The organism is Kitasatospora sp. NPDC059160 (assembly GCF_042755465.1).
GTDB lineage: Bacteria > Actinomycetota > Actinomycetes > Streptomycetales > Streptomycetaceae > Kitasatospora.
Genome location: NZ_JBHZCN010000068.1, coordinates 1 through 11,673, shown reverse-complemented (window position 1 = coordinate 11,673; position 11,673 = coordinate 1). Strand labels below are relative to the sequence as shown.

Genomic DNA, 11,673 nt, shown 5'->3' with positions numbered 1-11,673 from the left:
CTCGTGGCCGGGCGGCCCGAGTCGCGTCAGCGCCCCGACTCGGTGCCCCGACCCAGTGCTCCGGCTCAGCCCCCCGACGGGTATCCGGCGAGTCCGGAGGCGAGCAGGCCGAAGGCCCGGTCCGCCGCCGACGCGACCCGTTCCCGCACCTCCTCGGCCGGCTCCCCGGCGACCATCGCCCGCCGCACCTCGCCGAGTGCCGCCCGGTGGGCCCCGGCGAGGGCGCCGGCCACCACCCGGGGGAGCGGGTCCGCCGGTCCGGCGTCCGACTCCTCGGCCAGGGCGGCGGCCAGGGCGGCCTCGGAGCGTTCGCCGAGTTCCAGCAGCCGGGCCCGCAGGGCCGGGCTGTCCGCGACGATCCGCCAGAACGCGGCCATCCGGGGGTCGAGCCCGATCGTCGGCTCCCCGTCGGCGAGGCCCGCCAGCAGGTCGGCCCGGACGGCGTCGACGGCGGAGCTGCCGGCGGGCCGGCGGCGGACCACGTCGGCGAGGTGGCCGACGACCTCGTCCTGCCGGTCGAAGAACAGGTCCTCCTTGGTCGGGAAGTAGTTGAACACCGTGTTGGGCGAGACCCCGGCGGCCCGGGCCACCTCGACGACGGTGACCCGGTCGAAGCCGTGCTCGGCGAACAGGCCCATGGCGGTGTCGGAGAGGAGTTCCCGGGTCTGCTGCTTCTTGAGTTCGCGAAGTCCCATGGCCGCATCGTAGCGCCGAATCATGGTGTCACTTAAAACTTGCAGTGACACCAAAAATATCGGCTACGGTGTCGCCATGACCTTCACCTTCGGCATCTACCCCGGTGGACTGCTCGGCGACGAGGCAGGGCTGATCCCTCCCGTCCGCCCCGACGATCCCGCGGAGATCACCGCCGCCCTGCGCGAACTCCAGGGGGAGGCGGCCGAGTTGCTCGTGCGCGCCTACCGCCTGTACCCGGACGGCGCGCACACGCCGGAGCGGCCCGAGCGGTACGCCGCCGAGGGGCGGAAGCTCGACCTCGTGCTCCAGTTCCGCGAGCGCAGCGGGGAGTTGGCGGGCTGGCTGGACTTCGTCCGGCGGACCGTCCGGGCCGAAGGCCCTCGCCTCGCGCTCCTGCAGATCTGCGAGGAGCCCAACCTGGACCTGCCCGTCCTCGACGGCAGCACCCCGAACGTCCGCCGGGCGCTGGTCGAGGGTGTCGTCGCGGCCAAGGAGGAGGCGCTGGCCTGCGGTTACGACCACCTGGCGGTCGGTTTCAACGCGGTGCCGAGCTTCGACCCCGCCGACACCTTCTGGCCGGAGCTGGGCCGGCTCGCCGACGAGCGCTTCCACCGTGCCCTGGACTACGTCGGCCTGGACTTCTTCCCGGACGTCTTCCGCCCCGTCCCGGAGGGGCGGCTCGCGGACGCGGTGCGGGCGGTGCTCACCGGCTTCCGGAACGACGCGCTGCCCCGGGCCGGGATCGGGCCGGCCGTCCCGTTGCGGATCTGCGAGAACGGCTGGCCCACCGGTCCGGGGCGGAGCGAGGCCCGGCAGGCCGAGGTGGTGGAGCAGGTGGTCCGGGCGGTGGCCGGGCTGGCGGGTGAACTCGCCGTCCGGAGCTACTCGTTCTTCTCCCTCCGGGACGCCGACAGCGCCGGCCCGGGTCCGTTCCACCACTTCGGACTGCTTCGCGACGACTGGACGCGCAAGCCGGCCTTCGGCGTCTACCGCCAGTTGGTGGCCGAGTTGACGATCGGTCAGTCGATCGGCTGAGCGAAGAACCGCTCCACCGTGCGGCGTTGGGCGGCGACGGTGTGCACCGGTTCGCCGACCACCCGGCCGGCCAGCACGACGGCCAGGTCGCCGACGTCCTGCCGCAGTACACCGGCGGCCTGCGTCCGGTCGGCGGCGATCCGGGCGCGGCCCGTGGCGAGGAGCAGTTCGCGGTCGCGGACGCCTTCGGCGCGGGCCGCCGCGATCGCCGCCGTGCCGCGCTCGGTGTACTCCTGGCGGATCCGGGCCGCCTGGTGCCGGGCCTCGGTGATCTCGTGCAGCGCCGCGTCCCGGACCGCCTCGGCCTCGGCGCGGACGGCCTCCGCCCGTTCGGCGCGCCCCTCGGTCGCGTCCCACCGCTGGGCCCGCACCCGTTCGATGCGGGGGAGCAGGACGACGCCGAGGGCGAACATGAGCAGGAAGAGCTGGGCCAGGCCGAGGACCAGCATGGAGGGATCCGGCTTGAGCGGACCGAGTTCGATGTTCACGCCAACCTCCCCAGGGTGTGACGGATCGTCAAGGACGAGGTTTCCCTGGTGCGATGGCGGTCGAACTCCCGCTCGGGCATGAGCTGCGTCACGTCGCCGGGCGCGCCGTGCTCCCGGTCCCGCTGCGGGCTACTGGCCCATGACGTACCTGACGGTCGGCCCGGTGGTCCAGCCGCCGTCCACCGCCAGCTCGGCGCCGGTGACGTAGGAGGAGTCGTCGGAGAGCAGGTAGACCACGGCGGTGGCGATCTCGGGCGCCTCGCCGACCCGGCCCATCGGGGTGTTGGGGTAGTTGCCCTCGCCGCGCCGGATGCCGACCGAGGCGGTCATCGGGGTGTAGGTCATGCCCGGGTGCACCGAGTTGACCCGGATCCGCTCGGTGCCGAGCTCCACCGCGCCGATCTTGCTGAGGCCGCGCACGCCCCACTTGGAGGCGCCGTAGCCGGCGGTGAGCGCCAGGCCCATCAGGCCGGCCGCCGAGGAGATGTTGACGATCGAGCCGCCGCCGGCCGCGCGCATCGCCGGGACGACGGTCTTCATCCCGATGAACACGCCGGTCAGGTTGATGTCCAGGACCTTGCGGAAGTGCTCGACGCTCTCGTCCGCGAGCAGTGAACCGGTGGAGATCCCGGCGTTGTTGACCAGGCCGTGCAGGGCGCCGAACTCCGCCACCGCGAAGTCCACCACGCGCTGCCAGTCCGCCTCGGAGGTCACGTCGTGCCGGACGAACCGGGCCCGCTCGCCGAGTTCGGCGGCGGTGGCCGCGCCGTCCTCCGCCAGCACGTCGGTGATCACCACGTTGGCGCCGGCCGCGACGGCGAGCCGGGCGGCCTCGGCGCCGAGGCCGCGGGCGCCGCCGGTGATCAGGACGGTCCTGCCGGTGAGGTCGTTCATGACGTGCTCCTTCGGGGGGTGGGGGCGGAGAGCATGGCGGCGGACACCGTCACCAGGTCGGCGAGGAAGGTCTCCTCGTCCGTGAGGGGGGTGGACCCGGTGAGGTACTGCTGCGCCCGGTCGGCCAGGGCCGCGCCCACCAGGGTGAGGACCAGGTCGATCCGTTCCAGCCGGATCGGCTCCGGCAGCGCGGCGATCCGCTCCTCGACCAGCTCGATCAGCCGCCAGTAGCCGCCGCCCGCGAGGGTGGGGTGCGGGGTCCGGGTGCGGACCCCGCTGCTGTGGCTGACCTGGGCGGAGATCCGCAGGCAGTACCGGCCCTGTTCGGTGCGCAGTTCGGTGGCCTCGGCCGCGACCAGCGCGTCGAGCAGTCCGGACAGGTCCGAGTCCGCGAGTGCGGGCAGACGCGGCGCGAGGGCCCGCTCGGTGCGGTCCTGGCGGCCGGCCATGATCGCGTCGAGCAGGCCCTCGCGGGAGCCGAAGTGGTACTGCACGGCGGACGGGTTGCCCTGTCCGGCCAGCCGGGTGATGTCCCTGGTCAGGGCACCCTCCACGCCCCGGGTGGCGAAGAGTTCCTCCGCCGCCCGCAGCAGCCTGTCGCGGGTCTCGTGGCCCGCCGATGTCCTTGCCATGCGCACCAGATTAATACTGTGCATTATTAACGGCAAAGGCCCCCCGCCGCCGGCCCCTTCCGCCGGCCCCTTTCCGCCGGCCCCTTGCCCCGGTCAGGTCACCTCGCCCCGACGGGAGAACCGTTCCTCCCGCCACTCACCGCTCTCCAGCACCTCGGCCAGCTGCCGGGCCGCGTCCCACACCTCGGTGTACGAGAGGTACAGCGGCGTGAAGCCGAAGCGCATCAGGTCCGGTGCGCGGAAGTCCCCGATCACCCCGCGCGCGATCAGCGCCTGGACCACCGGGTACCCGTCCGGGTGCCGCAGCGCGACCTGGCTGCCCCGCCGGGCGTGCTCGCGCGGGGTCACCACCTCGATCCCGTCCAGGCCCTCCACCAGCGAGACGAACAGGTCGGTCAGCGCCAGGCTCTTGACCCGTACGGCGGCCAGGTCGGCCCGCTCCCAGATGTCCAGGGAGACCTCCAGCGAGGCCTGGCCGAGCAGCGAGGGCGAGCTGGTCAGGAAGCGCCCGATGCCCGGCCTGGGGTCGTACCCGGGCTCGAAGGCGAACGGGCGGGCGTGCCCGAACCAGCCGCTCAGCGGCTGCCGCGGACCGGCCGCCAGGTGCCGCTCGGCGACGTACAGGAAGGCCGGCGAGCCGGGGCCGGAGTTCAGGTACTTGTAGGTGCAGCCGACCGCGAAGTCGGCGCCGGCGGCGCCGAGTTCGACCGGCAGCGCGCCGACGGAGTGGCAGACGTCCCAGATCATCAGGGCGCCCGCGGCCTGCACCCGGGCGGTGATCCCGGGCATGTCCAGCAGTTCGCCGGTGCGGTAGTCCACGTGCGAGAGCACCACCGCGGCGACGTCGCCGTCCAGGTGCCGGTCCAGCTCCTCGGGGCGGATCAGCACGCTGCGCCCGCCCTCGACCAGGCCGGTCACGCCCTCGGCGATGTACAGGTCGGTCGGGAAGGCCTCGACGTCGCCGAGCACCGTGCGCCGCCCCGGGCGCAGTTGGAGCGCGGCCGCGAGCACCTTGAACAGGTTCACCGAGGTGGTGTCGCAGACGACCACCTCCGCCGGATCGGCCCCGATCAGCGGCGCGATCCGCCGTCCCAGCCGGTACGGCTGCTCGAACCAGCCGGCGTCGTTCCAGCTGCGGATCAGCTCCCGGCCCCACTCGCGCTCGACCACCCGGGCCACCCGCTCGGGCGTGCGCACCGGCAGCGCGCCCAGCGAGTTGCCGTCCAGGTAGATCACCCCGTCCGGCAGGGCGAACTCCTCGCGGAACGCCGCCAGCGGGTCGACGGCGTCCAGCGCCGCGCAGTCCTCGCGCGTGGTCATGCCCGTTCTCTCCTTCGCCACCGGCTCGGTCACAGCTCGTCCCGGATGGTCCACAGCTCCGGGAACACGTCCTGCTCGGCCGCCTTGCGCAGCCAGGTCAGTCCGCTGGAACCGCCCGAGCCGGGCTTGGCGCCCATGGTCCGCTTGACCGAGCTGAGGTGCCGCTGGCGCCAGCGGGTGACCCGCTCGGCGACGTCCAGCAGCGTCTCGGCGAGCGGCTGGAGGTCGGCGTACTCCGGCTCGGTGTAGACCCGGCGCCAGGCCGCGGCGACCTCCTCGGAGGGCCGGTAGCGCTGCTCCGGGACGGCCGCGGGCACCGCCAGGCCGCGGCGGGCCAGCAGGCCGAGCACCTCGTCGTACAGGCCGGGGGAGCGCAGTGCCTCGGCCAGCTCGGCCCGGGTCTGCGGCATCCCCTCGTACATGTTCAGCAGCGCGGCGTTCTTGTTGCCGAGCAGGAACTCCAGGTGCAGGAAGGCCGAGGACTGGAAGCCGGAGGCCTCGCCGAACAGGGCGCGGAAGGAGTTGAACTCCTGCGGCGTCATGGTGGCCAGCAGGTCCCAGGACTCCACCAGCACGTCCTGGACGTGGGTGCCGCGGCGCAGCGCGGCCCGCGCGGCGGTCGGGTCGTCCTCGCGCAGCGCCTGCCGGGCGATCGTCCACTCGTGCCGCAGCAGGTCGAAGAGCAGCTCCATCACCTGGGTGGTGACGATGAAGGACAGCTCGGCCGGCTCCTTGCTGCGCGGGTGCTGGAGGCTGTGCAGCTCCTCCAGCCGCACGTACTGCGCGTACGGGGTGCCCCGACCCGGCCGGCCGTCCCCACCGAACGACAGGCTGGGTGTCTCCACCGTGTCGTGCCCCATCCCGATCCCTCCTGCTCCGTCCGGGCCGCGTCGCCCGGGTCCGGTGGAGCGGACGGACGTCCTGGTTCCACCGGGGTGCCCATTGTGCGGCGCCGCGGTCCCCCGCTTGAATGGCCGACGAGCACCGCAACAGGGCTTCGGGTTGTCGTTCGCGAGGCGTTCGGTCGATCTGCTTTACGAATGAAAAACCGCTGATCACACCTGCTGATCACCATCGCTCCGGGAGCCCCCATGGACGCCGTCGACCGCCGCCTGCTGGCCGAACTCCAGGCCGACGCCAGACTCTCGTACAACGAACTCTCCCGCCGGGTGAGCCTGTCCGCACCCGCGGTGGCCGAACGGGTCCGCCGCCTGGAGGCGGACGGCGTGATCAGCGGCTACCACGCCCACGTGGACCCCACCCGGGCCGGGCTGCCGATCACCGCGCTGGTCCAGGTGCAGTGCTACGGCCCGCGCTGCGTGCTGCGCGACCCCGAGGTGGCGACCTGGCCGGAGGTGCTGCAACTGCACCGGGTCACCGGCGGGGCCTGCTGCGTGCTGCTGGTCGCGGTCGCCACGATGGCCGAGTTCGAGGCGCTCTGCGACCGGCTCGGCGGGTACGGGCCGCCGGCCAGCTCGATGATCCTCTCCAGCCCGGTACCCTGGCGGCCGCTGCTGCCGAGCTGACCGGCGCGAGCCCGCCTGCCCCCCCCGGCGCCGGCCGGCCCTGGCGCCGGTTGGCCTTGACGCGGACGTCAGGGAGTAGGTTCCTCGGCATGCCGAACGAGCGCCACATCCTGCTGCTGCCCGGGAGCCTGCGGGCCGGTTCCGCCAACGAGGCCGTGCTGCGCACCGCCGCCGCGGTGGCCGACGACCTGCCCGGCGTCCGGACCACGTACTACGCCGACCTGGCCGGGCTGCCGCACTTCAACCCGGACCACGACACCGACCCCCTGCCGGAGCCGGTGGCCGCGCTGCGGGCGGCGATCGAGGCGGCCGACGCGCTGCTCGTCTGCACCCCCGAGTACGCCGGGACGCTGCCCGGCTCGTTCAAGAACCTGCTGGACTGGACGGTCGGCGGGATCGAGATCTCGGACAAGCCCGCGGCCTGGATCAACTGCGCCGGGCCCGGCCGCGGCCAGGGCGCCGAGGCGACCCTGGGCACCGTCCTGGGCTACACCGGCGCGGCCGTGCTGGCGCAGGCCTGCGTGCGGATCCCGCTGGAGCGCGGCGCGGTCGGCCCGGACGGGCTGGTCGCCGACCCGCTGGTGCGCGGGCGGATCGGCGAGGTGCTGACCCTCCTGGCGGCCGGCTGAGCGCCCGTCCGGGGGCTGCGGCTCAGTGCCCGGCGGGCAGCGGCACCCCGAGCCCGGCCAGGCCCTCCAGGAAGAGCTCGACGCCGACCGCCGCGAGCAGCAGCCCGAGCAGCCGGGACGCCACCTCCAGCGAGGTGCTGTGGGTGCGCCGCATCAGCGGCGCGAGCACGGCCACGCAGAGGTAGTTGAGCACCGCGACGGCCACGTACGCCCCGGCGACGGCGGCCTTCCAGCCCCAGTTGTCCTGGTTGAGCGAGGCGACCAGGACGGCGGTGATCGCGAGCGGGCTGGCGATGTACGGCAGCAGCAGTTCGCGGATGCCGTCCACGAGCGGGTTGCCCAGGTGCTCGTCGTCGTCGCCGTCCGCGCCGAGGTGGAGGCCGAAGACCAGCGCGACGGCGTAGACGAAGAAGATCGCCCCGCCGGCGAGCTGCAGCGACTGGTCGCTGATGTGGAAGAGCGTGGTCACCTCGTCCGCGCCGAAGCCGAGGACCAGGCCGATCAGCGCCGAGACGGCCGTGCTCCAGGCGGCCAGCCGCCGGAGCTCCCGGGTGCTGCGGTCCCCGGCCAGCCTGGCGAAGGTCAGCAGGGTCTTCGGCGGGCCGACCACGGCGAAGAAGGTGATGAAGGCGCTGCCCAGGTTGAAGACGAACATGGGCCCAGCATTCCTTGTCGGGGCCGGATTCGCCCGGATGGCGGCCCCGGGTCGAGCCGGCGGGCGCTCTCGGGTGCCATGGAGGTACGGACGACCACTCCCCCGGCGGAAACGAGGATGCGACATGTGCCTGAACCGTAGGGACCTGGGCCTGCTGGCCCTGCGCAGCGCGGTCGGCGGGGTGCTGATCGCGCACGGGACCCAGAAGCTGTTCGGCTGGTTCGGCGGTGGCGGCCTGGAGGGCACCACCCAGGCGATGGACCACATGGGCTTCCACCCGGCCCGGGAGAGCGCCATCGCGGCGGGCGTCGGCGAGGCGGGCGGCGGCGCGCTGCTGGTGGCCGGGCTGGCCACCCCGGCGGCCGGTGCGGTGGTGGCCGGGACGATGGCCGGGGCCGTGGCGGTGCACGCCCCGGCGGGCTTCTTCGCGATGTCCGGCGGCTACGAGTACCCGGCGTTCCTGGGCGGGACCGCCCTGGCGATGGGCCTGGCCGGCCCCGGGCGGTACTCGCTGGACCACCTGACCGGGCACGTCTTCGACCGGCCGTGGGTCGGCGCGCTGGCCTTCGTGGCGAGCGCGGCGGGCGCGTACGGGGTGGTGGCGCGCCGTCGGCACCTGGTGCGGCTGCGCGAGGAGCGGGCGGCGGTGGAGGCCGACGAGCAGGAGGGCTCCGGGCTGTCCTGAGGCCGGGCCCCGTCCGGAAGGCCGCAGGAGGCCTCACCCGGAGGCACCACCCCTGCTGGCGGGCGCGGCGGGCGGCTCGGAGGGTGGGCGGGAGGTGTGCCGGGCAGCCCGGCGCCGGAAGGAACGAGGACCCGCATGGACCGCCAGCCGCTCACCCGGGCCGCCTCCGGGCCGCGCCGCACCGCACCGCGCCCGGCCGTACCGACGAACCGTCAGCACCGGCTGGCCGCAGGGGTGTTGGCGGCCGCCGTGCTGGGTTCGGCGGTGCTGGCCGGCTGCTCCTCCGGCAAGAGTGCGCGCGGTGAGGCCTCCGCGGCGGCCGGCGAGGTGCAGAAGGCGGCCAGCGCCGCCGCCTCCGCCGCGTCGGCGCTGGCCTCGGCGGCCGGCGGCGTGGGCGGGCTGCTCGGCTCGGCGCAGGCGGAGGCCTCCGCGGCGGTCTCGGCGGCCTCCTCGGCGGTCGCCGGGATCAAGGGCGGGCTGGACGCCAAGGGGGACGTCTCGGTCGGCGCGGTGTCGACCGGTCCGGACGGCAGGCCGCAGGCGCAGCTGACCGTCACCAACCACGGCCAGGAGTCGTACCGGTACGTGGTCCAGGTGAACTTCACCGACGGGAGCGGCAAGCTGCTGGACGCCACCGCGGTGACCGTCCAGGACGTGGCGGCGGGCCAGAGCGCCCAGGCCACCGCGCAGGCCAACCGGGAGCTCAGCGGCACGGTGGAGGCCGAGGTGGCGAACGCCGTCCGGTTCTGAGCACCGGGCCGCGGGGAGCCCGTTCCGGCTCCGGGCGCCGCCGTTCCGGGGCGGGTGCGGAACCTTAAGCGGGTCTCAAGGCCAACAGGACCCCTTGACGGGGGAGTTGGTCTAGTCCATTTTTATTCCCCAGGTGCAGGGAGCCCCTGAACCGGCGTCACCGGCCTCGTGCCGGGGGCGCCGGTTCGGCACATCCCGGTGTCCGTCATGGCCTGTCCGCTCGATTCCCACCCCTGATCTGTCATGTCCCGGTCGTCCGGCCCCACCCCGGACGCGCCACCCCACCGGGCGACGGAACCCCCACACCCAGGAGTCACGCACCCATGCTGCGCTCACGCATTGAAAGGGCCGGGACCCCGGCTCCGGACGGGCCCCGCCGGCGCCGCCCGAAGAGCCTGGCCGCCATCGCGGCCGGCACCACCGCCTCGCTGCTGCTCGGCGCCGGCCTCGCGCTGTCCGGCGGTGGCGCGGCCAACGCCGCGACCACCAACTCCACCGGCGCGACCGCCACCAGCGGCGGCATCAAGGTCGCCTACTACGACCAGTGGTCGGTGTACGCCAACGCGTACTACCCGAAGACGATCCAGGACACCGGCGTGGCCGGGAAGCTGGACTACCTGATCTACGACTTCGCCAACATCTCCCCGTCCGACCTGGGCTGTTTCGAGGCGACCAAGGCCGCCGACACCAACGACAACAACCCCAACGCCGGTGACGGCGCGGCCGACGCCTTCGCCGACTACCAGAAGAGCTTCGGCGCGGACATCTCGGTGGACGGCGTCGGCGACGTCTGGAACCAGCCGATCGCGGGCAACTTCAACCAGCTCAAGAAGCTCAAGGCGAAGAACCCCAACCTCAAGATCCTGCTGTCGATCGGCGGTTGGACCTACTCCAAGTACTTCTCGTCGGCGGCCGCCACGGACGCCTCGCGCAAGCACCTGGTCTCGTCCTGCCTCGACATGTTCATCAAGGGCAACCTCCCGTCCGACGCCGGCTACGGCGGTCCGGGCACGGGCAAGGGCGTCTTCGACGGCATCGACATCGACTGGGAGTACCCGGGCGGCGGCGGCCACACCGGCAACATCTCCAGCCCGGCCGACAAGCAGAACTTCACCCTGCTGCTGCAGGAGTTCCGCAACCAGCTGGACGCCCAGGGCAAGGCCGACAACAAGACCTACGCCCTCTCGGCGGCGGTCGGCGCCGGCCAGGACAAGATCATGAACGTCGAGACCGACAAGATCGGTCAGTACCTGACCTTCCTCGACGTCATGACCTACGACATGCACGGCGGCTGGGACCCCCAGGGTCCGACCAACCACCAGGCCCCGCTGTACTCCGGCCCGAACGACCCGTCGACCCCGGCCAAGCCGGGCAACGGCAAGTACTCGATCGACAACGCCATCAAGGCGTGGACGGTCGGCGACGCCCAGTACGGCATCCCCGGCGGCTTCCCGGCCAACAAGATCAACATGGGTGTGCCGTTCTACTACCGCGGCTGGACCGGCGTCCAGAACAACGGCAAGAACGGCCTCTTCCAGCCCGCCACCGCCCCGGCCACCGGCGCCGCGATGTCCGGCAACGTCCCGGGCATCCAGATGTACAAGGAGCTGGCCGGCTTCGTCGACAACCCGTCCAAGACCTTCTGGGACGACGACGCCAAGGCCGCCTACTTCTACGACGGCACCACCTTCTGGAGCGGTGAGAACGCCAAGTCCATCCAGGCCAAGCTGGACTACGCGCACTGCAACGGCCTCGGCGGCTCCTTCGCCTTCTCGCTGTACGACCTGGGGACCAACACCAGCCTGTTCGACACGATGGTGAACGCCACCAACGGCTCCGCTGCCGGCTGCCCGGCCCCGCCGACCGGCACCCCGACGCCGACCCAGACCCCGACCGGCACGCCGACCGGGACCCCCACCGGTACCCCGACGGGCACCCCGACCGGCACGCCCACCGGGACTCCGACCGGCACCCCGACCACGCCGGCCACCTGCTCGGCCGCCCCGAGCTGGGACCCGAACGCCACCTACGCGGCCGGCGGCACCAAGGTCTCCTGGAAGGGCCACTACTACACCAACAAGTGGTGGACCAAGGGCGACGACCCGACCCAGAGCGGCCAGTGGGGCGTCTGGACCGACAACGGTCCCTGCTGACCCGCTGACCCGCTGATCCGCGGAGCGGCTGACCTGCCGACCCGCTGACCGTCCGGGGTCCACGGACCCCGCGGCACCTGAACGAGAACGGAGTCCGGGCCCCCCGGGGGGCACCCCCCGCGGGGGGGGCACGCGGGGTGCGGGGGCGCGACCGGCGGGGCGGGCCGGTGGGGCGGGGGGCCGCGGGGGGTGGAGTTAGTAGAAATACGT

13 protein-coding genes are annotated in these 11,673 nt (G+C 73.3%); 6 read left to right on the top strand and 7 right to left on the bottom strand.

Annotation, left to right across the window (positions count from 1 at the left end):
• Positions 1 to 65 precede the first annotated feature (65 nt).
• On the bottom strand, positions 66 to 695 hold the full coding sequence (locus ACFXOZ_RS26635; protein WP_380593036.1) for a TetR/AcrR family transcriptional regulator: 630 nt from the start codon (positions 693 to 695) through the stop codon (positions 66 to 68).
• A 76-nt stretch (positions 696 to 771) separates the two neighbouring features.
• Here ACFXOZ_RS26635 and ACFXOZ_RS26630 point away from each other — a divergent pair, with 76 nt between their 5' ends.
• Positions 772 to 1,731 (top strand): hypothetical protein, encoded by a 960-nt coding sequence (locus ACFXOZ_RS26630; RefSeq protein ID WP_380593035.1) that lies wholly within the window; start codon positions 772 to 774, stop codon positions 1,729 to 1,731.
• Here the strand turns inward: ACFXOZ_RS26630 and ACFXOZ_RS26625 are convergent.
• The 5 genes from ACFXOZ_RS26625 to ACFXOZ_RS26605 all read right to left on the bottom strand — a co-directional run bounded on the left by ACFXOZ_RS26625 (position 1,716) and on the right by ACFXOZ_RS26605 (position 5,925).
• Complete coding sequence (locus ACFXOZ_RS26625) at positions 1,716 to 2,219, bottom strand: hypothetical protein (protein WP_380593034.1); 504 nt, start codon at positions 2,217 to 2,219, stop codon at positions 1,716 to 1,718. The genes ACFXOZ_RS26630 and ACFXOZ_RS26625 overlap by 16 nt on opposite strands.
• 129 nt (positions 2,220 to 2,348) lie before the next feature.
• A complete protein-coding gene (locus ACFXOZ_RS26620; RefSeq protein ID WP_380525239.1) occupies positions 2,349 to 3,113 on the bottom strand; it encodes a glucose 1-dehydrogenase in 765 nt (254 codons plus the stop codon).
• Entirely contained in the window at positions 3,110 to 3,745 is a 636-nt protein-coding gene (locus ACFXOZ_RS26615) for a TetR family transcriptional regulator (protein WP_380593033.1), read from the bottom strand. Before ACFXOZ_RS26615 ends, ACFXOZ_RS26620 begins: the two co-directional genes overlap by 4 nt.
• A 93-nt stretch (positions 3,746 to 3,838) precedes the next feature.
• On the bottom strand, positions 3,839 to 5,065 hold the full coding sequence (kynU, locus tag ACFXOZ_RS26610) for a kynureninase (protein WP_380593032.1): 1,227 nt from the start codon (positions 5,063 to 5,065) through the stop codon (positions 3,839 to 3,841).
• A gap of 29 nt (positions 5,066 to 5,094) precedes the next feature.
• Positions 5,095 to 5,925: a tryptophan 2,3-dioxygenase gene (locus ACFXOZ_RS26605; RefSeq protein ID WP_380525236.1), complete on the bottom strand. Its 831-nt coding sequence runs from the start codon at positions 5,923 to 5,925 to the stop codon at positions 5,095 to 5,097.
• Positions 5,926 to 6,156: 231 nt separating this feature from the next.
• On the opposite strand from ACFXOZ_RS26605, the gene ACFXOZ_RS26600 reads away from it, so the two are divergent.
• Together ACFXOZ_RS26600 and ACFXOZ_RS26595 are read left to right on the top strand one after the other, a co-directional pair.
• On the top strand, positions 6,157 to 6,591 hold the full coding sequence (locus ACFXOZ_RS26600; RefSeq protein WP_030288688.1) for an Lrp/AsnC family transcriptional regulator: 435 nt from the start codon (positions 6,157 to 6,159) through the stop codon (positions 6,589 to 6,591).
• An 89-nt stretch (positions 6,592 to 6,680) separates the two neighbouring features.
• Complete coding sequence (locus ACFXOZ_RS26595; RefSeq protein ID WP_380406186.1) at positions 6,681 to 7,220, top strand: NADPH-dependent FMN reductase; 540 nt, start codon at positions 6,681 to 6,683, stop codon at positions 7,218 to 7,220.
• A gap of 22 nt (positions 7,221 to 7,242) precedes the next feature.
• Here ACFXOZ_RS26595 and ACFXOZ_RS26590 read toward each other — a convergent pair whose 3' ends face one another.
• A complete protein-coding gene (locus ACFXOZ_RS26590) occupies positions 7,243 to 7,875 on the bottom strand; it encodes a MarC family protein (RefSeq protein ID WP_375887882.1) in 633 nt (210 codons plus the stop codon).
• Between the two features lie 124 nt (positions 7,876 to 7,999).
• Between ACFXOZ_RS26590 and ACFXOZ_RS26585 the strand changes: the two genes are divergently transcribed.
• The 3 genes from ACFXOZ_RS26585 to ACFXOZ_RS26575 all read left to right on the top strand — a co-directional run bounded on the left by ACFXOZ_RS26585 (position 8,000) and on the right by ACFXOZ_RS26575 (position 11,463).
• Positions 8,000 to 8,560, top strand: coding sequence for a DoxX family protein (locus ACFXOZ_RS26585; RefSeq protein WP_375887885.1), 561 nt, complete (start codon positions 8,000 to 8,002; stop codon positions 8,558 to 8,560).
• A 135-nt stretch (positions 8,561 to 8,695) separates the two neighbouring features.
• Positions 8,696 to 9,310 (top strand): FxLYD domain-containing protein, encoded by a 615-nt coding sequence (locus tag ACFXOZ_RS26580; protein WP_380525234.1) that lies wholly within the window; start codon positions 8,696 to 8,698, stop codon positions 9,308 to 9,310.
• A gap of 323 nt (positions 9,311 to 9,633) precedes the next feature.
• On the top strand, positions 9,634 to 11,463 hold the full coding sequence (locus ACFXOZ_RS26575) for a glycosyl hydrolase family 18 protein (RefSeq protein ID WP_380593031.1): 1,830 nt from the start codon (positions 9,634 to 9,636) through the stop codon (positions 11,461 to 11,463).
• The last annotated feature ends 210 nt before the right edge of the window (positions 11,464 to 11,673 follow it).

Bases quoted from the DNA above. Each gene is read 5' to 3' on its own strand.
- ACFXOZ_RS26630 (WP_380593035.1), top strand. From the start codon at position 772: ATGACCTTCACCTTCGGCATCTACCCCGGTGGACTGCTCGGCGACGAG.
- ACFXOZ_RS26585 (WP_375887885.1), top strand. From the start codon at position 8,000: ATGTGCCTGAACCGTAGGGACCTGGGCCTGCTGGCCCTGCGCAGCGCG.
- ACFXOZ_RS26635 (WP_380593036.1), bottom strand. From the start codon at position 695: ATGGGACTTCGCGAACTCAAGAAGCAGCAGACCCGGGAACTCCTCTCC.
- ACFXOZ_RS26595 (WP_380406186.1), top strand. From the start codon at position 6,681: ATGCCGAACGAGCGCCACATCCTGCTGCTGCCCGGGAGCCTGCGGGCC.
- ACFXOZ_RS26600 (WP_030288688.1), top strand. From the start codon at position 6,157: ATGGACGCCGTCGACCGCCGCCTGCTGGCCGAACTCCAGGCCGACGCC.
- ACFXOZ_RS26580 (WP_380525234.1), top strand. From the start codon at position 8,696: ATGGACCGCCAGCCGCTCACCCGGGCCGCCTCCGGGCCGCGCCGCACC.
- ACFXOZ_RS26615 (WP_380593033.1), bottom strand. From the start codon at position 3,745: ATGGCAAGGACATCGGCGGGCCACGAGACCCGCGACAGGCTGCTGCGG.
- kynU (WP_380593032.1), bottom strand. From the start codon at position 5,065: ATGACCACGCGCGAGGACTGCGCGGCGCTGGACGCCGTCGACCCGCTG.
- ACFXOZ_RS26575 (WP_380593031.1), top strand. From the start codon at position 9,634: ATGCTGCGCTCACGCATTGAAAGGGCCGGGACCCCGGCTCCGGACGGG.
- ACFXOZ_RS26590 (WP_375887882.1), bottom strand. From the start codon at position 7,875: ATGTTCGTCTTCAACCTGGGCAGCGCCTTCATCACCTTCTTCGCCGTG.
- ACFXOZ_RS26620 (WP_380525239.1), bottom strand. From the start codon at position 3,113: ATGAACGACCTCACCGGCAGGACCGTCCTGATCACCGGCGGCGCCCGC.
- ACFXOZ_RS26605 (WP_380525236.1), bottom strand. From the start codon at position 5,925: ATGGGGCACGACACGGTGGAGACACCCAGCCTGTCGTTCGGTGGGGAC.